The sequence below is a fragment of the Mizugakiibacter sp. genome, from assembly GCF_039680435.1.
In the GTDB taxonomy this organism is placed as follows: domain Bacteria; phylum Pseudomonadota; class Gammaproteobacteria; order Xanthomonadales; family Rhodanobacteraceae; genus Mizugakiibacter.
Map to the genome: position 1 here is coordinate 1 of NZ_JBDKSX010000086.1, position 23694 is coordinate 23694.

The 23694-nt window shown below is 73.4% G+C and carries 17 protein-coding genes; 9 read left to right on the top strand and 8 right to left on the bottom strand.

Features of this window, described 5'->3' with window-relative positions; translation table 11 throughout:
* Positions 1–15: 15 nt before the first annotated feature.
* Both ABFC67_RS09180 and ABFC67_RS09185 read right to left on the bottom strand, forming a co-directional pair.
* Positions 16–729 carry an ABC transporter ATP-binding protein gene (locus ABFC67_RS09180; protein ID WP_346737705.1) on the bottom strand — a complete coding sequence of 238 codons (714 nt, stop codon included), beginning with the start codon at positions 727–729 and terminating at the stop codon, positions 16–18.
* Entirely contained in the window at positions 729–1991 is a 1263-nt protein-coding gene (locus ABFC67_RS09185) for an efflux RND transporter periplasmic adaptor subunit (RefSeq protein ID WP_346737706.1), read from the bottom strand. Before ABFC67_RS09185 ends, ABFC67_RS09180 begins: the two co-directional genes overlap by 1 nt.
* 147 nt (positions 1992–2138) lie before the next feature.
* Between ABFC67_RS09185 and ABFC67_RS09190 the strand changes: the two genes are divergently transcribed.
* On the top strand, positions 2139–4967 hold the full coding sequence (locus ABFC67_RS09190; protein WP_346737707.1) for an AMP-binding protein: 2829 nt from the start codon (positions 2139–2141) through the stop codon (positions 4965–4967).
* Between the two features lie 30 nt (positions 4968–4997).
* Here the strand turns inward: ABFC67_RS09190 and fbp are convergent, their stop codons facing one another.
* Positions 4998–6134 (bottom strand): fructose-1,6-bisphosphate aldolase/phosphatase, encoded by a 1137-nt coding sequence (fbp, locus tag ABFC67_RS09195; RefSeq protein WP_346737708.1) that lies wholly within the window; start codon positions 6132–6134, stop codon positions 4998–5000.
* A gap of 95 nt (positions 6135–6229) precedes the next feature.
* Complete coding sequence (mgtA, locus tag ABFC67_RS09200) at positions 6230–8785, bottom strand: magnesium-translocating P-type ATPase (RefSeq protein ID WP_346737709.1); 2556 nt, start codon at positions 8783–8785, stop codon at positions 6230–6232.
* Between the two features lie 110 nt (positions 8786–8895).
* On the opposite strand from mgtA, the gene ABFC67_RS09205 reads away from it, so the two are divergent.
* Positions 8896–9432, top strand: coding sequence for a flavodoxin (locus ABFC67_RS09205; RefSeq protein WP_346737710.1), 537 nt, complete (start codon positions 8896–8898; stop codon positions 9430–9432).
* Positions 9433–9449: 17 nt separating this feature from the next.
* On the opposite strand, the gene ABFC67_RS09210 is transcribed toward ABFC67_RS09205, so the two are convergent.
* Positions 9450–10760, bottom strand: coding sequence for a phosphoribosyltransferase family protein (locus ABFC67_RS09210; RefSeq protein WP_346737712.1), 1311 nt, complete (start codon positions 10758–10760; stop codon positions 9450–9452).
* A gap of 185 nt (positions 10761–10945) precedes the next feature.
* On the opposite strand from ABFC67_RS09210, the gene ABFC67_RS09215 reads away from it, so the two are divergent.
* Both ABFC67_RS09215 and ABFC67_RS09220 read left to right on the top strand, forming a co-directional pair.
* Entirely contained in the window at positions 10946–11716 is a 771-nt protein-coding gene (locus ABFC67_RS09215; protein WP_346737713.1) for a glucose 1-dehydrogenase, read from the top strand.
* A 34-nt stretch (positions 11717–11750) separates the two neighbouring features.
* Positions 11751–12233, top strand: a complete 483-nt coding sequence (locus tag ABFC67_RS09220; protein ID WP_346737714.1) for a host attachment protein — start codon at positions 11751–11753, stop codon at positions 12231–12233.
* A gap of 5 nt (positions 12234–12238) precedes the next feature.
* On the opposite strand, the gene ABFC67_RS09225 is transcribed toward ABFC67_RS09220, so the two are convergent.
* Positions 12239–14929 (bottom strand): bifunctional acetate--CoA ligase family protein/GNAT family N-acetyltransferase, encoded by a 2691-nt coding sequence (locus tag ABFC67_RS09225; RefSeq protein ID WP_346737715.1) that lies wholly within the window; start codon positions 14927–14929, stop codon positions 12239–12241.
* A gap of 207 nt (positions 14930–15136) precedes the next feature.
* Here ABFC67_RS09225 and ABFC67_RS09230 point away from each other — a divergent pair, with 207 nt between their 5' ends.
* From ABFC67_RS09230 to ABFC67_RS09240, 3 genes are all read left to right on the top strand, one after another.
* Positions 15137–15616, top strand: coding sequence for a universal stress protein (locus ABFC67_RS09230; RefSeq protein WP_346737716.1), 480 nt, complete (start codon positions 15137–15139; stop codon positions 15614–15616).
* A gap of 61 nt (positions 15617–15677) precedes the next feature.
* Positions 15678–16415 carry a response regulator transcription factor gene (locus tag ABFC67_RS09235; RefSeq protein ID WP_346737718.1) on the top strand — a complete coding sequence of 246 codons (738 nt, stop codon included), beginning with the start codon at positions 15678–15680 and terminating at the stop codon, positions 16413–16415.
* A 47-nt stretch (positions 16416–16462) separates the two neighbouring features.
* Positions 16463–18460, top strand: a complete 1998-nt coding sequence (locus tag ABFC67_RS09240) for a PAS domain S-box protein (RefSeq protein WP_346737719.1) — start codon at positions 16463–16465, stop codon at positions 18458–18460.
* Between the two features lie 12 nt (positions 18461–18472).
* On the opposite strand, the gene ABFC67_RS09245 is transcribed toward ABFC67_RS09240, so the two are convergent.
* Positions 18473–19189, bottom strand: a complete 717-nt coding sequence (locus ABFC67_RS09245; protein WP_346737720.1) for a helix-turn-helix domain-containing protein — start codon at positions 19187–19189, stop codon at positions 18473–18475.
* Between the two features lie 200 nt (positions 19190–19389).
* Here ABFC67_RS09245 and ABFC67_RS09250 point away from each other — a divergent pair, with 200 nt between their 5' ends.
* Positions 19390–19596: a dodecin family protein gene (locus ABFC67_RS09250; RefSeq protein WP_346737721.1), complete on the top strand. Its 207-nt coding sequence runs from the start codon at positions 19390–19392 to the stop codon at positions 19594–19596.
* Between the two features lie 67 nt (positions 19597–19663).
* The gene (gene glgP / locus ABFC67_RS09255; RefSeq protein ID WP_346737722.1) at positions 19664–22213 is read left to right on the top strand and encodes an alpha-glucan family phosphorylase; all 2550 of its coding nucleotides are present in this window, start codon (positions 19664–19666) and stop codon (positions 22211–22213) included.
* Between the two features lie 10 nt (positions 22214–22223).
* Here glgP and malQ read toward each other — a convergent pair whose 3' ends face one another.
* Complete coding sequence (malQ, locus tag ABFC67_RS09260; RefSeq protein ID WP_346737723.1) at positions 22224–23693, bottom strand: 4-alpha-glucanotransferase; 1470 nt, start codon at positions 23691–23693, stop codon at positions 22224–22226.
* Between the last annotated feature and the right edge of the window lies 1 nt (position 23694).

Consider the following 23694-nt stretch of genomic DNA (forward strand, 5'->3'; position numbering starts at 1 on the left):
CGAGCAGCGCCCCGATCATGATGCCGCCTGCGTCGCCGGGCGCGTGCGCATCGTCGTGATGCGCCCGTCCACCATCTGGATCAGCCGCCGCGCGTAGGCGGCGATGTCCGCCTCGTGGGTGACCAGCACCAGGGTGATGCCGTCGCTGGCGTTGAGGCTGCCGAACAGGCGCATGATCTCGTGGCTGGTGGCGGAATCGAGGTTGCCGGTCGGCTCGTCGGCCAGGATCAGCCGCGGCCGGTTGACCAGTGCGCGCGCGATGGCGACGCGCTGCTGCTGCCCGCCCGAGACGCGCGCGGGCAGATAGGCCTCGAAGCCCTTCAGCCCGACGCGCTCGAGCGCGGTCGCCGCGCGCGCGTAGCGCTCGCGGGCCTTCACCCGTGCGTACAGCAGCGGCAGCGCGACGTTGTCCAGCAGGTTGACGCGCGGCAGCAGGTGGAACCCCTGGAACACGAAGCCGATGAACGCGTTGCGCAGGCGCGCGCGCTCGTCGCCGTCCAGCCCGCCGACGTCGCGGCCGTCCAGCAGGTAGCGCCCGCTGCTGGGCACGTCGAGGCAGCCGAGGATGTTCATCAGCGTCGATTTTCCGGAGCCGGACGGCCCCATCACCGCCAGCGTTTCGCCGGCATCGACGTCGAGGTCGATGCCGTTGAGCACGCTCACCGGCCCCGCCGCGGTGGCGAAGCTCTTGCGCAGCGCCTCCAGCCGGATCAGCGGCGGCGCGGCCATCAGAACACCCGCAGCCGGATCGTGCTGGTAGCCGGGCCCGCGCGGCCGGCCGCCTGCACCTCGCCGACCACGACGCGATCGCCCGCGCGCAGCGCCCCGCCGTCCACCTCGGCCAGCGTGCCGTTGCTGATGCCCACGGCGACCGGCACCCGGCGCAGGCTTTCGTCGGCGACGACGTAGACCGCCGCGCCGCCCTGCCCCACCTGCGCGGATTCCGCCTGTGCATCCGCCACCGCCTGCGGCACGAACCGCAGCGCGGCGAGCGGAACCGCGAGCACGTGCGCGCGCCGCGCGACGATGACGTTGACGTAGGCGGTCATGCCCGGCATCAGGATCTCTTCGGGATTGGAAACGCCGATCACCACGTCGTAGGTGACGACGTTCTGCAGCGTGGTCGGGTTCAGCCGCACCTGCCGCACCTGCGCGGCGAACTCGCGATCCGGGAAGGCGTCCACGCTGAACCGCACCGGCTGCCCGGCGCGGATGCGGCCGATGTCGGCCTCGGCGAAGCTCGAATCGATCTGCATGTCCTTCAGGTCCTGCGCGATGCGGAACAGCGTCGGCGTCTGGAAGCTCGCCGCCACGGTCTGGCCGACGTCGACCGCGCGCTCCACCACCACGCCCGCCACCGGCGAACGGATCACCGTGTAGCCCAGGTTGGTGCGGCTCAGGTCGACCTGGCCCTGCGCCGTCCGCACCTGCGCCTGCGCCGCGTGCAGGGTCTGCAGGACCTGCTGGTAATCCTGGCGCGACAGGTAGGACTTCTGGAAAACCGCCCGCGCGCGCGCCTCGTTGGCGACGGCCAGCGCCAGCGACGCGCGCGCGTTGGCGAGATTGCCCTCGCTCTGTTCGAGCTGCGCTCGGTAGATCGACGGGTCGAGTTCCAGCAGCACCTGGCCGGCCTGCACGCGGTCGTTGTAGTCCGCATACAGCCGCCTGACCGTGCCCGACACCTGCGTGCCGACGTTGACCAGCGTCACCGGATTCAGCGTGCCGTTGGCCGAGATCGTCTGCTCGATGTCGGCATAGCCCGCCTGCGCGGTCCGGTAGACGTGCGTGCCGGCCCGGTCGCGCCGCCACAGCCACGCGCCCGCGCCGAGCGCGAGGGCGAGCAGGCCGAGCAGGACGACGGCGACCACCCACTTGCGCGCCGGCGCACCGACGTTCATCGGCGCGCGCGCGGCACGGCCGGAGCCGTCGCGGCCCTCCGCGATGATGCTGGCATGGCCATCCGCGATGTCCGCCCGATTGCCGTCTCGCATGCAGTGTCCGTCCCCACCGCGAGATCGACCTGACCTCGATCAACATCCGCCGCGGAAGGCCGGTCGCGGCGTCCGGGCGCGGCGTTGACGTGCATCAAGCCGGCAGGCCGCGCAGTCCGTTAACTATCGGCGCACGAGGCGATCGCCGTGGCCGAACGTGATCCAACGCAGCGCGCGGTGTCGGAGCGCGAGCGCGTGCTGCACGAGGAACTCCTGCGCCTGCATCGCGAACTGCATCCGCAGGCGACCGGGCCGCCACGGCTGCACCCGGACACGCGCCTCGACCGCGAACTCGGCCTGGACAGCCTCGCGCGCATCGAACTGCTGGCCAGGCTCGAACAGCGCCTGGGCGTGGTGCTGCGCGAGCGCGAAGGCCTCGCCGCCGCGACGCCGGCCGAACTGCTGCAGGCGCTCGCCGGCGCGACGCCGCGCGAAGCCGGGGTGGTGCTCGCCGCCGCGACGGAACTGCGCGCGGAGGCGCTCGACCTGCCCGACGCTGCGCGCACGCTGGCCGAAGTCCTCGCCTGGCATGCCGCCCGCCACCCGCAGCGCCTGCACGTGCGCTTCGAGGGCGGCGACGTCGACGGCGCCGAGCTGAGCTTCGGCGCGCTGCAGCGCGCCGCGCTGCAGGTGGCCGCCGGCCTGCAGAAGCTGCGCATCGCGCCGGCCGAGCCGGTCGCGCTGATGCTGCCGACGCATCCGGACCTGCTGGTCGCGTTCTTCGGCGTGCTGCTGGCCGGCGGCGTCCCGGTGCCGCTGTACCCGCCGGCGCGGCCCGCCGACCTCGCCGACTACTGGCGCCGCCAGGCGGGCATCCTGCGCAACTGCATGGCGCGCGTGCTGATCGCCGACGCGGCGCTGCTCGCGCACCGCCACCTGATCCGCGGCCTGACCGGGCCGGTCGAGCACGTGCTCACGGTGAAGATGCTGGGCACGGACGCGCCCGCCGTCGAGATGCCGGGCATGCGTGCCGACGACCTCGCGCTGCTGCAGTACACCTCGGGCAGCACCGCCGATCCCAAGGGCGTGATGCTCAGCCACGCCAACATCCTCGCCAACCTGCGCGCGATGGGCGACGTGGTCGGCATGTCCGCGGACGACTGCTTCGTGAGCTGGCTGCCGCTGTACCACGACATGGGCCTGATCGGCGCATGGCTCGGCAGCCTCTACTACGGCACGCCGCTGGTGCTGATGCCGCCGCAGACCTTCCTGCTGCGGCCGCAACGCTGGCTGTGGGCGATGCACCGCTACCGCGCCACGCTGTCGGCCGCGCCGAACTTCGCGCTGGAGCTGTGCCTGCACCGCATCGGCGACGACGAACTGCACGGCCTCGACCTGCGCCGCTGGCGCCTGGCGTTCTGCGGCGCCGAGCCGGTGTTTCCCGAAACGCTGGCGCGCTTCGCCGCGCGCCTCGCGCCGTTCGGCCTGCGCGGCGAGGCGCTCTATCCGGTCTACGGCCTCGCCGAGAACACGCTCGGGCTGACGTTCCCGCCGCCCGGCCGCGCGACGCGCGTGCTGCGCGTCGACCGCGACCGCCTGCTCGAAGACGCCGTGGCGGTACCCGAAACCGATCCCGCGCAGGCGTCGCTGGACTTCGTCTCCTGCGGGCTGCCGCTGCCCGACCACGAAGTCCGCATCGTCGACGAAGGCGACCGCGAGCTTCCCGACGACCGCCAGGGCGCCGTGCAGTTCCAGGGGCCGTCGGCCAGCCGTGGTTACTACCGCGCGGAGGCCGCCACGCGCGGCTTCCTGCATGGCGAATGGCGGGATACCGGCGATCTCGGTTTCGTCCACGCCGGCGAGCTGTACGTCACCGGCCGCGTCAAGGACCTGATCATCCGCGCCGGCCGCCACCTGCATCCGCAGGCGATCGAGCAGCGGGTCGGCGACCTGGCCGACGTGCGGCGCGGGCGCGTCGCCGCGTTCGGGACCTACGCGGCGCCCACCGGCACCGAACGGCTGGTGGTGGTGGCGGAGACGCGGCTCGACGACCGCGCGGCGCGGGACGCCCTGCAGGCGCGCATCCAGGCCGCGGTCGCGGAGATCGCCGGCGAGCCGGCGGACGAGGTGGTGCTCGCCGCGCCCGGCGCGATCCTCAAGACCTCGAGCGGCAAGCTGCGCCGCGCCGCGTGCCGCTCGGCCTACGAGGGCGGCCGCCTGGGCGTCGCGCGTCGCCAGCTGCTCGTCCGCGTGCTGCTGCGCGGCGTGGCGGAAAACCTGCGCCGCCGCATGCGGCGCGCGCGCGCCCTCGCCTACGCCGGCTACGCGTGGGCGCTGTTCGGCCTGATGGCCGTGCCCGCCGCCCTGGCCACGCTGGCGCGGACCGGCCTGCCGGCCCGTTGGCATGCGGTGCGATTCCTGCTGGAGGGGCTGCGCCGCGCGGTCCGCGTGCCGCTGGCGATACGCATGCCGGCGGCGCTGCCGGACGGCCCGTGCATTTTCGTCGCCAACCATGCCAGCTATGTCGACGTGCTGCTGCTGGTGCGCGCGCTGCCGCGCCCGGTCGCCTTCGTCGCCAAGGCCGAACTGCAGCGGCGGCCCCTGCTCGGCCCCCTGCTCGCCCGCTTCGGCGCGGTGTTCGTCGCCCGCCTCGACCCGCTGCGCTGCATCGAGGTCGTCCACCAGGCCGCCAGCGGCCGGCGCGATTTCCTGTTCTTTCCCGAAGGCACGTTCCGGCGCATGCCCGGCCTGCTGCCGTTCCACATGGGTGCGTTCATCGCCGCGGCGGATGCCGGCCTGCCGGTCGTGCCGGTGGCGCTGGTCGGCACGCGCGCGCTGATGCGCGGCGACGACTGGTTTCCGCGCCGTGGCGCGCTGGCGGTCGAGTTCGGTGCGGCGCTGCGCCCGCGGCCGGGCGTGGAACCGTGGCGCGAAGCCCTGCGCCTGCAGGCCGAGGCGCGCGCCTTCCTGCTGGCGCACATCGGCGAACCCGATGCGGGCGCCGCGGGTTTCGTGATGCCGGCAGGCGCGCTGTGATGCCGCGCCGCCATCACGCGCGGCGGCGGCTCATCCGGCGCGCGCCACCGCCGGCGCGGACGGTTTTTCCGCGCGCAGCACGAAGCGCGGCTCGAGTTCGGCCAGCATCGCGGTGACGCCGGTGTACTCGAGCTCGGCCATCGGCAGCATCGCCGCGCCGAAGAAGCCCTGGCGGCGGATCTCGACCGCCTTCGCCGCCACCTGGTCGCGCACGCGGTCCCAGAACGGGTGCGCGAACGCGTCCTCGGGCTCGGTCAGGCGGCCGTCGTGCACGCACATCGCCGCGCAGCTCACGATCGGCGGGCCGTCAAAATAGCTCACGCCGGACTCCAGCGGCACCGGCATCAGCGGCATGTTGTGCGAACCGCGCATGCCGCCGGCGACCAGCGCGCCGATCGCATACGGCGCCAGCACCTCGCCGGTGGCGGGGAAATTCTTCTGCACGCGCACCAGCATCACCGGGTCGTCCTTGCCGGTGTACTTGCCGGCGATGTTGTGCAGGCGCGTGGTGCATGCCGCAGCGGCCTGCTCGCCGGTCGCGCGCGACCACACCGACTCCACGACGTAGCGTTCGGTGTCGCGCAGCAGCGCGGCGATGCGGTACAGGTCCTCGGGCGCGTTCAGCTCGATCACGCGGTCGCCCTCGGTGTGGCCGACGTCCATGATCACGAAGCGGAAGCCCTGCGACAGCTCCGGCGACAGCAGCAGGCCCGGCGTGTTCATCGGATCGGCGAACGCCAGGTACAGCGGCAGGTTGAACGCGCCCGGGTCGGTCTTGTCGGCGGCGAAGAACAGGAACGGCTCGGCCGGGCGCTCCTCGAACTCCATCTCCGCGACCGCCGGCCCCATGCCGCGCACGTTGCCGGAAAAGGCGTCCTTCAGCAGGTCCTGGCCGGCGCCGTACAGGCCCTGCCGGCGCGCGACGTCGGTGCCGCCGCGGAACGCGTCCCAGGCGAGCTTGTGCACCGCCGGATCGCCGACGCCGTGGCGGTGCGTCATCAGGATCGCGATGTCGTCGCCGGTGGCGCTGACCCGCGCGTCCAGCAACAGGTTGTTGCGATGCGCGCCGATGCGCGTGCGCACCGCGTCGAGCAGCGCCTGCGACGGACGGATATGGCCGCCGATCGAGCCGATGTCGGCCTTGATCACGCTGAGCGTCAGTTTCATGCAACACCTCTGCGCGCGCGGCGCATGCGGAGCCTGCCGGTCAGGCTAGGCGCTCCCGCGCGGGGGATGTTGATGTCCGTCAATACCGGCGTCCTTCAGCGGCGACGCGGCGGCGACGAACGCCAGGCGAGCACGCGGCGGCGCACCGCCGCGACCAGCGCGAGGTAGGTCGCAGCCGCGGCCAGCACGAACGCGTAGTAGGCAGCCGGCGGCCGCTCGAAGCCGAGCAACGCCGCCAGCGGCGTGAACGGCAGCAGCCAGGCGAGGCAGGTCACGCCGACGCTGGCCAGCACCAGCGTCGTGCTGGGCCGGCTGCGCAGCGGGTTGCCCAGCGTGCGGATCACGAACACCACCAGCGTCTGCGTGGTCAGCGACTCGACGAACCAGCCGGCCTGGAACAGCGCCGCCGAGGCGCCGAACACCACGAGCAGCACGTAGAACGTGAGGAAGTCGTACAGCGAGCTGATCGGGCCGATCGCCAGCATGAAGTTGCGGATCTGCGCGACATTCCAGCGCTGCGGTTTGCGCACCGCGGCGGCGTCCACCGCGTCGGTCGGCAGCGTGGTCTGGGCGATGTCGTAGAGGAAGTTGTTGAGCAGGATCTGCACCGGCGTCATCGGCAGGAACGGCAGGAACAGCACGCCCACCGCCATGCTGAACATGTTGCCGAAGTTGGAGCTGGTCGCCATCAGCAGGTACTTCATGACGTTGGCGAACGCGCGCCGGCCTTCCAGCACGCCGTCGTGCAACACGCCGAGGTCGCGTTCGCGCAGCACGATGTCGGCGCTGTCCTTGGCCACGTCGACCGCGTTGGCGACCGAGATGCCGACGTCCGCCGCGTGCAGCGACGGCGCGTCGTTGACGCCGTCGCCGAGGAAGCCGATCACGTGGCCGCGCGCCTTCAGCGCCAGCAGGATGCGATGCTTCTGCGCCGGCGACACGCGCGCGAATGCGGTCGTGCGTTCCGCCAGGTGGCCGAGCGCGGCGTCGCCGAGGCGGTCGATCCCGGCGCCGGTCACCACCGGATGGTCGCCCAGCCCCACCTGCGCGCACACCCGCTGCACCAGCGGCGCGTCGTCGCCGCTGAGGATTTTCAGGTGCACGCCGTCGCGGCGCAGCGCGGCCAGGGTCGCGGCGATGCCCGGCACCAGCGGGTCGGTGAAGGTGACGAAGCCGGCGAACACCAGGTCGATTTCGTCCTCGCCCCGGTAGGCCGGCTGCGCCGGCACCTCGCGCCAGGCCACCGCGAGCCCGCGCCGGCCGCGCTGGCCGCAGTCCGCGGCCAGGCGCAGGCAGCGCGAGCGCAGCGCGGCGTCCATCGGCTCGCGCCGCTCGCCGCGTTCGTGCCAGGCGCAGCGTTCCAGCACCTGCGCCGGCGCCCCCTTGGTCACCAGCACGCGGGCGCCGTCGCGCACCGCCACCACCGACAGCCGGCGCCGCTCGAAGTCGAACGGTATCTCGTCGATCCGGGCGTAGCCGGCGACGCGGGACGCGTCGCCGTGCGCCAGGATCGCGCTGTCGAACGGGCTGCGGATGCCGCTTTCGTACAGGCTGTTGAGGTAGGCGAGATCGAGCAGCCGCGCGCTCGGCTGGCCGTCCGCGTCGATGCCCGCCTCGACGCGCGTCTCGCCGGTGGTCAGGGTGGCGGTCTTGTCGCACAGCAGCAACTGCATGCTGCCGAAGTCCTCGATCGCGGCGAGATGTTTCACGATCACCCGCTGCCGCGCCATGCGCACCGCGCCGCGCGCCAGCGTCACCGTGACGATCATCGGCAGGAACTCCGGGGTCAGCCCGACCGCGAGTGCGACCGCGAACATCAGCGACTCCAGCGGGTCGCGCCCGCGCGCCACGCCGATCAGCAGCGCGCTCAGCAGCAGGAACACCACCGTGCGCATGATCAGGCTGGCGAAATTGGCCAGCCCGCGCTCGAACTCGGTTTCGGGCGGCCGCGCCGACAGCAGCGCCGCGACGTCGCCGAACGCGGTGGCGCGGCCGGTGGCGAACACCACCGCCTGTGCGGTACCGCTCACCACCGAGGTGCCGAGCAGCACCACGTGGCGCGCCTCGGCCAGCACCGTCGCGGGCCGAGGCCGGTCGTCTGGCGCCTTCTCCACCGGCGCGGACTCGCCGGTCAGCGCGGCCTGCTGCACGTACAGGCTGCGCGCATCGAACAGCCGCGCGTCCGCCGGCACGCGGTCGCCCGCGCCCAGCCGGATCACGTCGCCCGGCACCAGCTCGCGGCGCGGCAACTCGCGCCAGGCGCCGTCGCGGCGCACGCTGGCGGTCGGCGCGATCTCGTCGCGCAGGCGTTCCGCGGCGCGCTGCGAGCGATAGCTCAGCACGAAGTTCAGCGCCACGCTCATGGTCACGATCACGGCGATGATCGACGCCCCGGCGAACTCGCGCAGCAGCGCCGACACCGCCGCGGCGAGCAGCAGGATCAGCACCAGCGGATTGCCGAGGAAGGCCAGCAGCGCCAGCGCCGCGGCGCCGCGCCGGCGCGGCGCCGCTTCGTTCGGGCCGTAGCGCGCCGCGCGGTGCGCGGCTTCCTCCGCGGCCAGCCCCTGCGGCGCGGACGCCAGCGTGCGCCAGACCTCGTCGAGGGGCGCATCGATGCAGGCCGCGACGGGCCGGTCGCGGGCGTCGTTCATGCGGCACCGCCGCGCGCACGTCCGGCGCGACGCGGATCGTTGACGTGCGTCAAGCCCACCCGCATGCGTTGCGCCAGGATGATGCGGCGTTCCGCCGGAGGGCCGCCGCAATGCGCATCCTGGTCGCTTACTACAGCCGCAGCGGCATCACCCGCGGCGTCGCCGAGGCGCTCGCCGCGCGGCTCGACGCCGATCTCGCACCGATCGAGGAAACCAGCCAGCGACAGGGCATCCGCGGCTACCTGCGTTCGGCGCTGGAGGCGCGGCGCGGCGTCATGCCGGAGCTGCTGCCGGAACGCCACGACCCGCTGCGCTACGACCTGGTCGTGATCGGCACGCCGGTATGGTTCGGCCACGTCTCCAGCCCGGTGCGCAGCTACCTGCATGCACACCGCGGTGCGATTCGCCAGGCGGCGTTCTTCTGCACCCTGGGCGGGCGCGGCGCGGAACGCGCGTTCGACGACATGCGCGACGCGCTCGGCCTCGAGCCGGTGCACTGCGAGGCGTTCCTCGACCACGACATCGCCGGCGAGACGCACTACGCGGCACTGGAGCGCTTCGCCGGCTTCCTGCGCGCGGCGGCGATGATCGCACCGCCGGCGCGCCGGCCGGAAAGCCCCGACGTGCGCACGCCGCGCCATCCGTAAGGCCGGCGCGGCCGCGTTCACGCCGCGAACCAGCGGCCGAACCACGCCGCCGCCTGGCGCGCCACGGCGGCCAGCGTTCCTGGCTCCTCGAACAGATGCGTCGCGCCCGGCACCACGACCAGCTCGGCCGGCGCCTGCAGGCGGGCGAGCGCCTGCCGGTTGAGCGCCAGCACCTCGACATCGGCCGCGCCGACGATCAGCAGCGTAGGCGCGCGCACGGCGGCCAGCGCCTGCGCGCTGGCGAGATCGGGGCGGCCGCCGCGCGAGACCACCGCGGCGACCGCGGCGACATGCGTGGCGGCGGTCGCCAGCGCCGCCGCCGCGCCCGTGCTCGCGCCGAACAGCCCCAGCGGCAGCGCGCGCAGGGTCGGTTCGGCGCGCGCCCAGGCCAGCGCCGCACCCAACCGCGCGGTCAGCAGCGGAATGTCGAAGCGCATGGCGCGATCGCGGTCCTCGCCGGGCGTGAGCAGATCGAGCAGCAGCGTGGCGATGCCGGCGGCGTTCAGCACCTCGGCCACGCTGCGGTTGCGCGGGCTGTGCCGGCTGCTGCCGCTGCCGTGCGCGAACAGCACCAGCCCGCGCGGCTGCGCCGGCACGCGCAGGTCGCCCTCGAGGACGACGCCATCGGTGGGGACGCGCACCGCCCTCGCCTGCGCGGGTTCGTCGGCTGGCACTGCGCGCAGCGGGCGCGCCAGCAGCGCGGCGACCATGTCGTCGTCGATCGACGGGAAATGCAGGTAGTAGGCGCCGACCGCGTAGAAATCCGGCGGTTGCGCCAGGCACACGACTTCGTCGGCCAGATGCCCGACGCCGGCGAGGCTCTCGGGCGCGGCGACGGGGACCGCGCATATCAGGCGCGCCGGACCCTGCGCGCGCACCGCGCGCAGCGCCGCCGCCATGGTCGCGCCGGTGGCCAGGCCGTCGTCGACCACGATCGCGATGCGCCCGGCGGCGTCCAGCGACGGCGCGCCGCCGCGATAGCGCGCGCGCCGTTCGCGGATCAGCGCCAACTGGCGTGCGCTCTCGCGCTCGACGTAGGCCGGGTCGGCGCCGCTGCGCGCGGCGTGCGGCGCCAGCCAGACGGTGCCGCGCTCGTCGATCGCGCCGACCGCGAACTCGGGATTGCCCGGTGCGCCCAGCTTGCGCACCAGCACCACGTCGAGATCGCCTTGCAGCGCGTCGGCGAGGATGCGCCCCATCGGCACCGCGCCGCGCGGGATCGCCAGCACCAGCGGATGCTGGCCGCGACAGGCGTCGAGCGCCTGCGCGAGCTGCCTCGCGGCGTCGGCGCGGTCGCGGAACGGCAGCAGCGGCGTCGGTCGCTCCATCGCGGTGTGCCCCGGTCGTAGCGGCGTTTGCGCGGCGTGGCGCCGCGTGCAGCTAGCACAGTCTCGATGCGGTCGGCGCTCCTTGATACACGTCAAACTCGACGCGGCGCGTGCGCCTACGCTGCGTGGCGAGGGCGCATCGCGACAGATGCGGCAGGCCGGCGCGCAGGCAGAGGAGCGGCGACGTGGACAGGCTCGCGGGCAAGGTGGCGGTTGTGACCGGCGGCGCGCAGGGCATCGGCCTCGCCTGCGTGCGGCGCATGGCCGAGGAAGGCGCGCGCGTGGCGATGGCGGACATGCTCGACGCGCAGGGCCGCGACCACGCGGCGGCGCTGCGCGCGAAGGGCCTCGACGTGCGCTACTTCCACTGCGACGTGGCGATCGAGGCCGAGGTCGCGGCGCTGATGAACGCGGCCGCCGAAGCGTTCGGACGCATCGACGTGCTGGTCAACAACGCCGGCATCGCCGGCGCCGACAAGCCCACGCACGAGCTGACCGAGGCCGAATGGGATCGCGTGCAGGCGGTGAACGTGAAGGGCGTTTTCTTCTGCACCAAGCACGCCATTCCGCACCTGCGCGACGCCGGCGGCGGCAGCATCGTCAACCTGTCCTCGATCTACGGGCTGGTCGGCGCGCCGGACGTGCCGCCCTACCACGCGTCGAAGGGCGCGGTGCGGCTGATGAGCAAGACCGACGCGCTGCTGTACGCGGCGGACAGGATCCGCGTGAACTCGATCCATCCGGGTTTCATCTGGACGCCGATGGTCGAGCAGCACCTGCGCGGCCAGGGCGGCGACCTCGAACAGCACCGTCGCGAGACCGATGCGCTGCACCCGCTCGGCCACATGGGCGAGGCCGACGACATCGCCTGGGGCGCAGTCTATCTGGCCGCGGACGAAGCGCGTTTCGTCACCGGCGCCGAACTGGTGATCGACGGCGGCTACACCTGCCGCTGAGCGGCAGGGCGGCCGCACGAACGAGGGCGGGACGATGGGCAAGACATGGGTTCTGGTGGCCGACCGCGTGCGCGCGCGCCTGTTCGAGCTGGACGGCGGCGACGTCGCGCTCGCCGAAATCGAGTCGTTCGTCAATCCGGAAGGGCGCGCGCCGTCCGGATCGCGCGGCGACACCCGGCCGACGCGCGCCATCGAGAGCGTCGGCGGCGTGCGGCACGCGATCGAGCCGCACACCACGCCCGAAGCCAAGATCGCCGAACGCTTCGCGCGCCGCCTGCACGACGCGCTCGAGCAGGGCCGCGTGCAGCACCGTTACGACAAGCTGGTGCTGGTCGCGCCGCCGCGCTTTCTCGGCGCGCTGCACGGCGTGGCCGACAAGAACGTGTTGAACCTCGTCGCCGCCGAGGTCCGGCGCAACCTCACCGGCAAGACGCCCGAGCAGCTCTGCGTCCACCTCGGCGACCTGCTTGGGCCGCGCGCCCGCCGCGCGTCGATGCGCCGCGGCGGCGCCGCCTGAACGCTTCAGCCGGCGACGAAGGCGATCCGCACCGCGCGCGCGGCGGCATCGGCCGGCGGCATGACCTGCGCGCCGACCCGGCGCGCCCACTGCTGCGTCGCCGCGTCGCGCGCGTCGACGTGGCCGACGAGGCGGGCGCAGCCGCGCGCGAGGGCGTAGTCGCGCAAGACGCCCAGCAGCGCGCGGCCGGCGCCGCGGCGCCGGCAGTCGGGCGCGACCGCCAGCGCGAACTCCGCCGCGCCCGGCGTCGTGCCCAGCGCGTAGCGCGCCACCGCGAACGGCGCCGCGTCCGCGCCGTGCCGCAGCAGCACGAAGCCCATGTCGCGCTCGTAGTCGATCGCGCGCGGGCAGGTCCACAGCCGCTCGCCCCCGGCGGGCAGCCAGTCGCGTTCCGGCCCCGCTTCCAGCAGCGCGCGCACGGGCGCCGCGTCGCGCGGCAGCAGCGGGCGCAACAGGCAGCGCGTGCCGTCGGCCAGCACGACTTCGCGGACCCAGTCGTGCGGATAGGGATGCACGGCGAGATGCGGATAGGCGCCCGTCGCGGTCGGCGCGGCCGGGTCGATCACCACGCGCGCGTCCAGCGCGATGCAGCCCTGCGCGCCGGCCAGCAGCGGATTGATGTCGAGCTCGCGCACCCACGGCAGCGCGCACACCAGGTCGGACAGGCGCAGCAGCATCCCGGTCAGCGCGTCGGCGTCGATCGCCGGCACGTTGCGGTAGGCGCCCAGCAGCGCGGCGATGCGCGTGCGCGCGATCAGGTCCGCGGTCGATGCCCGGTCCAGCGGCGGCAACGCGAAGGCCACGTCGTGCAGCCGCTGCACGGCCACGCCGCCGGCGCCGAAGCAGAGCACGCGGCCGAACGCGGGGTCGGTCGCCACACCGGCCATCAGCTCACGGCCGTGGGCGAGGCGCAGCATCGGCTGCACCATCACGCCGGCGATGCGCGGCTCGGGGATGCGCGGTATGGAGATCGCCAGCAGGCGTTCGAAGGCGCCGCGCACGGCGTCTGCATCGGCGAGGTTCAATTGCACGCCGCCGACGTCGCTCTTGTGCACCACGTCGGGCGATTCCAGCTTGAGTGCCACCGGATAGCCCAGCGTGCGCGCGGCCTGCACCGCCTCCTCCGCCGACGACGCCGTCGCGCACGCCGGCGTGGCGATGCCGAACGCGGCGAGCAGCGCGTGCGCCTCGTGGGTGTAGAGCTGCGTGCGTTCTTCCTCGATCGCGCGTTGGCGGATGGCCAGGGCCGCGCTGAGGTCCGGCTGCGGCGGCGTCTCGGGCGCAGCCGGCGCTGGCTCCGCCACCCGGTGCGGTCGGGCAAACGCGGCCAGCGCGGCCAGCGCCGCCATCGCTTCTTCCGGCTGGCGCACGTGCGCGACGCCCAGCGCTTCGCAGCGCTCGTGTGCGGCGGCAACGTGGGCATCGCCCAGCCAGGCGCCGACCACGGGCTTGGCATGATGGGCCGCCGCGTCGGCCAGCACGTCGGCGATCTCGGCGGGATCGTCGCCGCGCAGCGGCACGTACAGGGCGGCCGCGCCGTCGACGGCCGGGTCGGCCAGCACCGTGTCCAGCGCGGCGGCGAAGCGTTCGGCACCGGCGTCGCCCAGCACGTCGACCGGGTTGGCCACTGCGGCCGCCGCCGGCAGGCGCCGGCGCAACGCGCGCTGCGCTTCCGCCGACAGCTCCGCCATCGCCAGGCCGTAATCGCGCGCCGCGTCGGCGGCGAGCGCCGCCGGGCCGCCACCGTTGCTGATTACGACGAAGCGCCGGCCCGCGGGCAGGTCCAGCCGCGCCAGCGCGCCGGCGACCGCGTACAGCTCGGCCAGCGAATGCAGGCGCGGCACGCCGCAGCGGCGCAGCGCGGCGTCGAACACCGCGTCGTCGCCGAGCAGCGCCGCGGTGTGGCTGCTGATCGCGCGCTCGCCCTCGGCGTGCCGCCCCGCCTTCATCGCCACCACCGGCTTGATGCAGGCGGCGCGGCGCAGCGCGGACACGAAGCGGCGCGCGTCGTTGACGCCCTCGACGTAGAGCACGATCGCGCGGGTGAGCGGATCGTCGGTCAGGAAATCGATCGTCTCGCCGAAGCCGATGTCCGCCGCCGCACCCAGCGCCACCACCGCCGACAGGCCGACGCGGCCGCCCTCGGCCCAGTCCATCAGCGCGGCGCACAACGCGCCGGATTGCGCCACCAGCGCCAGCCCGCCCGGCGGCGGCCGCGCCACCGCGAAGGTCGCGTTCAGGCCGAGCCGCGGCCGCACCACGCCGAAGCTGTTCGGCCCCAGCAGGCGCACCCCGCCCTCGCGCGCGGTGCGCAGCACGCGCGCCTGGCGCTCGCGGCCGGCGTCGTCGCTTTCGGCGAAGCCGCCGCTGAGCACGGCGGCCGCGGCGACGCGCGCACGCGCGCAGTCGTCCACGACCCGCTCGACGGCGGCGGCGGGCACGGCGATCACCGCGAGGTCGACCGGCCGCGGCAGCGCCTGCAGATCCGGGTAGCAGGGCCGCCCGTAGAGCTGCGCATGGCGCGGATTCACCAGGAACACCTCGCCCGCGTAGCCGCTCCCCGCGAGGTTGCGATACACCGCGGCGCCGACCGCGGCCTCGCGTTCGGAAGCGCCGACGATGGCGACGGCGCGCGGTTCCAGCAGCGCGGACAGCGCCGAACGTTCCGCACCGGCGGCCGGCCGTGGGGTCTGCATGCATGGTTTCCTCATCGCTGCGCAGGATGTTCGGCGACGCATGCCGTGGTGGTGTTGATGGCCGTCAAGGGAAGGACCGGCCGGGCCGGACGCCCCGCCCCGCGGCGCGTCGCCGGCGCGCCGTCGTCGGACTGTTGACGTGGGTCAACTTGCCGCAGCCCCGCGCGGCTAACGTAAAAGCAACATTCCCCCGCCCACACGGCACCCATGTTCAAGCACATTCTGGTGGGCTTCGACGGGTCCGCCTCGTCGCAACGGGGATTTAACACCGCCCTCGAGATCGCCTCCTCGCTGGGCGGCGACCTGACCGTGATGCAGGTGCTGTCCGGCTACGACCACGTGTTCGGCGACAGCCGGCCGGCGCGCGACCTGCCCACCCGCAGCGCCTACGAGTCGGCGGTCATGGCCGCGGCGCAGCGCGCCGTGGCGGGCCTGGCCGATGCCGCCAGGGCGCGCGGCGTGGCGTGCCGCTCGGTGCTGGAATTCGCCGCCGAGCCTCACCGGGCGCTGCTGCAGCAGGCGCTGCGCTGCGACTGCGACCTGATCGTGATGGGCAACGGCGACGGCGACCAGGGCGCCAGCATGTCGCCGGGCGGCGAGACCGAATCGACGCTGGTGTACGGGAGCATCCCGGTGCTGGTGGTCGGCGCGCTGCCGCCGGACCCCTGCCGGCTGCCGGCTGGATAACCCCCCTCCGGTGGTGCCATGATGAAGGTCATTCGGCGGAAGGATCCCCCGGAGGGCCATCGTGAAACGCGCCAGCGAATCGCCCACCGAATCAATCCCGACGATAGCGGTCATCGATGACGAGGTCGACATCGTCGACCTGGTCGAGGCTTATTTCGGACAACGCCGGACGCAGGTACTTACCGGGCACTCCGGCAGCGACCTGCGCCGCATCATGGGCGAGCGCAGGGTCGACCTGGTGCTGCTCGACCTCGGCCTGCCGGGCGAAGACGGCATCGACCTCGCCCGCGAGCTGCGCCGCACCACGAGCGTGCCGATCATCATCCTCAGCGGCCGCGCCGACACGGTCGACAAGGTGCTGGCGCTGGAGCTCGGCGCCGACGACTACGTCACCAAGCCGTTCGAGCTGGCCGAACTCTACGCGCGCGCGCGCTCGGTGCTGCGCCGCGCGCAGCAGGCGCGCACGACGGTCGACGAGCCCTGCATGCGCTTCAGCGGCTTTGCGTTCTATCCGCGGCAGCGCCGCCTGCAGGCGCGCGACGGCACTACCGTGGAACTGACCAGCGGCGAGCTGCAGATGCTGGAAGTGTTCCTCTACCACCCGAACCGGCTGCTCTCGCGCGACCAGATCCTCGAGTGGACGCGCGGCCGCGACGGCGGTCCCTTCGACCGCAGCGTCGACATGCAGATCGGCCGCCTGCGGCGCAAGATCGAGACCGATCCCGCCGCGCCGCAACTGATCAAGACCGTGCGCAGCCAGGGCTACTGGTTCTCCGCCAACGTCGAGCGCCTGCCCTGAACGCGTCCGCGCCGCCGGTACCCTTCGCGACCGCCTTCGGCAGCCTGGTGGTGCTGCGCCAGGTGCTCGACTCGGCGCCCGACGCGATGCTGATCGTCGACACCGAAGGCACCATCCACTACTGGAACGCGGAAGCCGAGAAGCTGTTCGGCTACCCCGCGGACGCGATTCTGGGCCGGCCGATCGAAACCGTCGTCCCGCAGCGGCGGGCCGAGGCGCACCGCAGGCATCGGCTCGAGTACGTGCGCAACCCGCAGCGCGGTCCGATGGGCGCGGACGGGGAGCTGCGCGGGCTGCGCCGCGACGGCACCGAGGTGCCGGTCGAGGTCAGCCTGAACACGGTGACGATCGGCGGCGCGCCCTACGTGGTCGCTTCGGTGCGCGACATCGGCGCGAAGCTGCGGGCGGAGGAGAACCATCGCCGCCTGCGCCAGCAGGAAATGCTGCTGGCGCTGTGGGAGCAGACCCTGCGCAGCCCGTCCTTCGACTCGGCATGCCGGGTGACGGCGTACGCCGCGCGCGAGGTGCTGGCCGCCCGGCGCATCCGCGTGATCGAATTCGGGCCGGGCCACCATTCGCGGCTGGTGCGCATCGCCTGCGACACCGACGCGGACAGCGCGCCCATGTGGGTGGACCTGTCCGTCCTGCCGCAGGCGGCTGCCCTGCTGCAGGACGAAACCGACGCCGCGGCGGCGGCCGCGCCGCCGGTCGCGATGCGCCTGCACAACGACGCCGACGGCATCGAGCTGACGCTGTCGCTGCGCGCGCACACCGGCATCCTCGGGGCGCTGGCGATCACCCGCCCCCGCGACGCTCTGTTCAGCGGCGACGACATCTACGTGGCGCAAAGCGTGGCCCACCTGCTCGCCCGCGCGCTGGCGCGCAGCCAGTCGGACCAGTTGCTGGTCGCCGCGACCCGGATGGAGGCGCTCGGCCAGCTCAGCGGCGGCATCGCCCACGAGTTCAACAACCTGCTCAGCATCCTCTCCGGCAATCTGGAAATCCTCGGCGAGCGCGTGCGCGGCGACGCGTCGATGGAAAAGCTGGTGCACGCGGCGGTTCGCGCCACCCGGCGCGGCGGCGAGCTGACCAAGCGCCTGCTGATGCTGGCGCACAAGCAGCCGGCGCGGGTCGCCTCCTGCCGCCTCCAGCAACTGCTGCCGGAACTGGTCGAGGTGCTGACGCGCACGGTCGGCAAGCGCATCGACGTGCTGCTCGACGTGCCGCCCGACCTGCCCGCGGTCGCGCTCGACCCGTCGGTGCTGGACGCCTGCGTCATCAATCTGGCCACCAACGCGCGGGATGCCATGTCGAACGGCGGCACGCTGACGATCGGCGCCGCGGTCGCCCGCCTGGACGCGGCGCCGGACCCGGAGCACGCGGCCCAGTTCAGGCCCGGCGAATTCGTCGCGCTGGCGGTCGCCGACACCGGCGCCGGCATGGCCGAGGAGGTCCGGCGCCGCGCGTTCGAGCCGTTCTTCACCACCAAGGATCCCGGGCGCGGCACCGGGCTCGGACTGGTGCTGGTGCGCTCGCTGATGAACCAGATCGGCGGCTGCATGACGCTGCACAGCTCGTCCGGCGCGGGCACGCGCGTCAACCTGTTCTTTCCGGTGGCCGGCACGGATGGCGCAGCCGCCACGCGCGCCGCGGCCGCGCGCGGGCGCGGCGAATGCGTGCTGGTGGTCGAGGACGACGACGCGGTGCGCGACACCACGGCCCTGCTGCTGGAGGATCTCGGCTACCGCCCCGTGGCGGTCGACTCGGTGGCCGCCGCGCACGCCGAGCTGGAACGCCGCAGCGACATCGCCGTGGTGTTCAGCGACGTCGCGCTGGGCGGCGACGGCAACGGCATCGACTTCGCCGACGAGCTGCACGAGCGCCGCCCGGACCTGCCCGTGCTGCTCACCTCCGGCTACGCCGCCTCGCTGACCGCGCGCCTCGGCGACCACCCGGCGGTGGCGAACCTGCTGGCCAAGCCGTTCACGCGCGACCAGCTCGCGGCCGTGATCGGCGCCGCGCTCGCGCGGCGCGCCGCCGGCTGAGCGCGACTGCGCTCAGGCCGCCCACGCCGCGGCCCGCCCCAGGCGCTCGCGGTCGCGGATGCTGATGTGGCGGCCCTCCACCTGCACGGTGCCTTCGCGGTTGAAGCGGCTCAGCCCGCGGCTGATCGTCTCCAGCTTGAGGCCGAGGTAGCTGGCGATGTCCTCGCGCGTCATCTTCAGCACGTACTCGGTGCCGGAATAGCCGCGCGCAGCGTAGCGCCGGCCGAGGTCGAGCAGGAACGCCGCCAGGCGCTCCTCGGCGGTGGTCGAGCCGAGCAGCAGCATGGTCATCTGCTCGTGCTGGATCTCGTGCGCCAGCTTGCGGATCAGCGCCGCGTTGAGCGCGCGCACGTCGATGCCCATGCGCTCCAGCCGGCGCAGCGGAACCTCGATCGCCACGCTGTACTCGAGTGCGCGGATCGAGGTCGGATGCACCTCGGCATCGAGTGCGTCCAGGCCGAGCAGATCCTCGCCGAAATAGAAGCGCGTGACCTGCTCGCGGCCGTCGATGCCGACCCGCAGCGCCTTGGCCGAACCGCTGGACAGCAGGAACAGCGACTCGAACGCGTCGCCCGCATGCACGATGTGCTCGCCCTTCTGCAGGCGCACGACGCGCAGCGTCGCCTGTGCGGAGAAGTCGGCCAGGCAGCGGCCCAGCGCGCTGCGCTGCAAGGTGGCGCCGGCCAGGTTGCGGGCGGAGGCGAGATCGAGCGAGGGATGCACAGTCATGGGAGCTTCTCGTGGGGGAGAGGATTACAGCCTCAACCTAGTCGCCGAGCCGCATGGGGGCATCACGCCCCGGTCACGCCGCGTAACGGTGCGTAACAGCCGCGTCCGCGCGCCTCCCCGTCGATGTTGATCCACCTCAAGCCCGCTCCCGGCCCCGGTTGCTAGAAATCGTCCGCTCCATTGCGCACGAGGATACGGTCATGAGCGACATCGCCAAGGTCATCGAAATCAGCGCGTCGTCGAGCAAGGGCATCGAGGATGCGATCCAGTCCGGCCTGCTCAAGGTGGCGAAGACGGTCAGCAACCTGCGCGGCGCCTGGGTCAGCGACATCAAGGTCTGCACCGAGCCCGACGGCCGGGTCAAGGAATGGCGCCTCGAGATGAAGGTCACGTTCGTCGTCGAATGACCCGCCGCCGCGCCACGGCGCCTCCGTGGCGCGGCGACGCAGGTCCGCGGCAGACGGGAGCATGCCGTTGAGCGGAACCGCGTTCCCGCTGGAAGTGCGCCCGACCCTGCCGCCCGAGCTGGCGCGGCTGGACGAACTCGCGGGAAACCTGCTGTACAGCTGGGACCGCCGCGTGCGCCGGCTGTTCTACCAGCTCGATCCGCAGTTGTGGGAGCGCTGCAGCCACAACCCCAAGCTGTTCCTGCGCCGCGTCGACCAGGCGCGCCTGCAGGCGTGCGCGCACGATTCCGACTTCCTGAAGGACTACCGGGAGGTGCTGATCCGCTGCGACGCCTACCGCGAGCCGCAGGCGCCCGCGCCCGGCCTGGGCGCGGAAGCCGCGCACGAGCACATCGCCTATTTCTGCATGGAATACGGCGTGCACGAGAGCCTGCACCTGTATTCGGGCGGGCTCGGCATCCTGGCCGGCGACTTCTGCAAGGCCGCCAGCGACGCGGGCGTGGCGTTCACCGCGGTCGGGCTGATGTACCGCGTGGGCTACTTCGTGCAGACCATCGGCCGCGACGGCCGCCAGGAAACCCACCTCCACCCGACGGACCCGTCCGAGCTGCCGGTAGCGCCGGCGCTGGACGCGGCCGGACAGCCCGTGCGCGTGTCCGTGCCGCTGGGCGGACGCGAAGTCCATGCCTGCGTGTGGCAGGCGGTGATCGGCCGGGTGCGCCTGCTGCTGCTGGACACGGACGTCGCGGAAAACGCGCCGGCCGACCGCGCGATCACGTTCCAGCTCTATGGCGGCGACCGCGACACCCGCATCGCGCAGGAGCTGGTGCTCGGCATCGGCGGCGTACGCGCGCTGCGCGCGCTCGGCGTGTGGCCGACGGTGTGGCACCTCAACGAGGGGCATCCCGCCTTCATGGTCCTCGAACTGTGCCGCGAGGCGGTGGCGACCGGGCTCGACTTTGCCGCCGCGCTGGAACTGGTCGCCGCATCGGTGGTGTTCACCACGCACACGCCGGTCGCCGCCGGCCACGACCGCTTCGCGCACGCCCTGGCCGCGCACTACCTGGCCCCGATGGCGGGACAGCTCGGCATCGGCATCGAGCAATTGCTGGCGCTGGGCGCGTCGTCGCCGCACACGGACGAATTCGACGTCACCACGCTGGCCCTGCGCGGCTCGCGCCACCACAACGGCGTCAGCCGCGTGCACCGCGACGTCGCCGCCCGCATGTTCGCCCACATCTGGCCGCAGCTCGATCCCGCCGAACTGCCGCTGGTGCACGTCACCAACGGCATCCACGTGCCGACGTTCCTCGCCCGCGAGTGGAGCGACCTGTTCGACGAACAGCACCCCGACTGGCGCTCGAAGCTGCGCGACAAGGGCTACTGGGCGCGCACGGTCGATTCGATCCCGAGCCACCGCTTCTGGGGCCTGCGCCAGTCGCTCAAGTGCGACATGCTCGAGTACGTCGCCTGCGTGCTGGAGCGGCAGTACCGGCGCGCGCTGTACAGCCGCTCCCGCATCGACCTGATGCGGCGCATGCTCTCCGCCGACCACAGCACGGCCCTGGTGATCGGCTTCGCGCGCCGCATCACCGCCTACAAGCGGCCGCTGCTGATCTTCCGCGACCTGCAGCGGCTGGGCCGGCTGCTGACCGATCCGCAGCGCCCGGTGGTGCTGGTGTGCGCCGGCAAGGCGCACCCACACGACGGCGAAGGCCAGGCCATCATCCACACGATCAACGCGCTGGCCGGCGAACCGCCGCTGCTGGGCTCGGTGTTCTTCGTCGAGGGCTACGACATCGCGCTGGCGCGCAGGCTGGTTTCCGGCGTCGACGTCTGGCTGAACACGCCCAGTTTCCCGCAGGAAGCCTGCGGCACGTCCGGCCAGAAGGCGGCGATCAACGGCGCGCTGAACCTGAGCGTGCTGGACGGCTGGTGGGCGGAGGGCTACGACGGCGCCAACGGCTGGGCGATCACGCCGCGCATGGACGACGTCACGCCGGACCGGCGCGACGCGCTGGAGGCGGAAGAGCTGCTCAGCCTGCTCGAGAGCGAGATCGTCCCGCTGTACCACCGCCGCAACGCCGCCGGCCTGCCGGAAGACTGGGTGGCACGCGCCAAGGCGTCGATGAAGAGCACGCTGCCGCGCTTCAACACCGACCGCATGCTCGCCGACTACCTCGACCGGCTGTACCTGCCGAGCAGCCGCCATCGGCGCATGCTCGAGGCCGACGGCGGCGACGCCGCGGCGTCGCTCGCCGCCTGGCGGGCGCGCGTCGGGGCATGCTGGGAGAAAGTCGCGCTGCGCTGGGCGGCGACAGCGCCGGTCCACGTCGCCACCGGCGCGGCGGTGACGCTGCGGGTGCGCGCCCAGCTCGGCGGATTGACCGCGCGGGACGTCGCCGTGGAATGCGTGCTCGAGCGCGACGACGCCCCGCCGCAGCAGCCGCCGTTGACCTACGCGTTCGCGCCGGAACCGGGAAGCGGCGACGAGCAGGCGTTCACGCTCGACTTCACGCCGCCGCTGGGCGGCCTGCTGCGCTACCGCATCCGCATGTATCCGACCCACCCGGCGCTGGCGCATCCGCTCGAGACCGGCCGCATGGTCTGGCTGTGAGCGTGCGCCGTCATGCGCAGCGCTCGCCGGCGCGCAGCGCGGCGCGCATGCGCGCGGCCAGCGCGGGCGTCAGCAGCGGCGCGCGCAGCCGCCAGCGCCAGTTGCGCCCGACCGTGCCCGGGATGTTGAAGCGCGCGTGCGAGTCGAGGCCGAGCAGATCCTGCATCGGCAGCACGGCGAGGCGCGCCTTCGACGCCAGCACCGCCCGCAGCAGCGGCCACGGCATCGGCTCCGTCCAGGTGCCGAGCGCCGCGCGCACGCGCGCTCGCGCGGCGGCGTCCAGCCCGCGCCACCAGCCAAGCGCGGTGTCGTTGTCGTGGGTGCCGGTGCAGGCGACGGTGGCTTCGGCGTAGCGATCGGGCAGATGCGGATTGTGCGGATCGCCGTCGAAGGCGAACTGCAGCACGCGCGTGCCGGGCATGCGCAGCGCGTCGCGCAGCGCCTCCACCGCCGGGGTGATCGTGCCGAGGTCCTCGGCGACCAGCGCCGGCGGCTGCGGCAGCGCCTGCAGCCGCAGGAACGGTGCCGCGCCGGGACCGGGACACCAGTCGCCTTCCGCCGCCGAGCGCGCGTGCGCCGGGATCGCCCAGTAGGCCTCGTAGCCGCGGAAATGGTCGACGCGCAGCAGGTCGAAGCGCTCGGCCTGCACGCGCACGCGCTGCACCCACCAGGCGTAATCCTCCGCCGCCATCCGCGCCCAGTCGTAGACCGGCGCGCCCCACCACTGTCCCTGCGGCGCGAACGCGTCCGGCGGCACGCCCGCGGTTTCCAGCGGCGCGCCGCGCGCGTCCACGCGGAACAGCCGGCGGTTCGCCCACACGTCGGCGCTGTCGTGGGCCGGGTAGATCGGCAGGTCGCCGAACAGCAGCACGCCGCGGGCGTTGGCCGCGTGCTTGAAGGTCCGCCACTGCCGATGGAAGACGAACTGCGCGAACGCCTCGCGCTCGACCGCATGCCGCAGCGGCGCCGGCAGCGCGGCGAATGCCGCTTGCGGACCGTCGCGCCACGGCGCCGGCCATGTCGGCCACGCCGCGCCGCGGTGCAGCCGGCGCAGCACGCGGAACAGCGCGTATGCCGGCAGCCAGTCGGCTTCGCGCGCGCGGTACGCATCGAACGCCTCGCGTTCGGCCGCGGGCGCGGCCGCGGCGAAGCGCTCGGCGGCGAAGCGCAGGAAATGCCGGCGCGCGCCGTGGCGGGCGCCCGTCGCGCCGGCGCGCAGCCACGCCTCGCCGCGCAGCGCGCGCGTGCCGATCAGGTGCTCGCCGCCGGCGTACAGCGACAGCGCGCGGTACGGCGAGCGGTCCGCGTGCACCGGCCCGACCGGCAGCATCTGCCAGAGCGTGCAGCCGGCCGCGGCGAGGAAGTCCAGCATCGCCTCCGCCGGCGCGCCCAGCGCGCCGGCGCCGGTCGCACCGGGCAGCGCGGTCGGGTGCAGCAGCACGCCGGCGCGCCGTTCCGCGAGCAGGTCGTCGACGCGCATG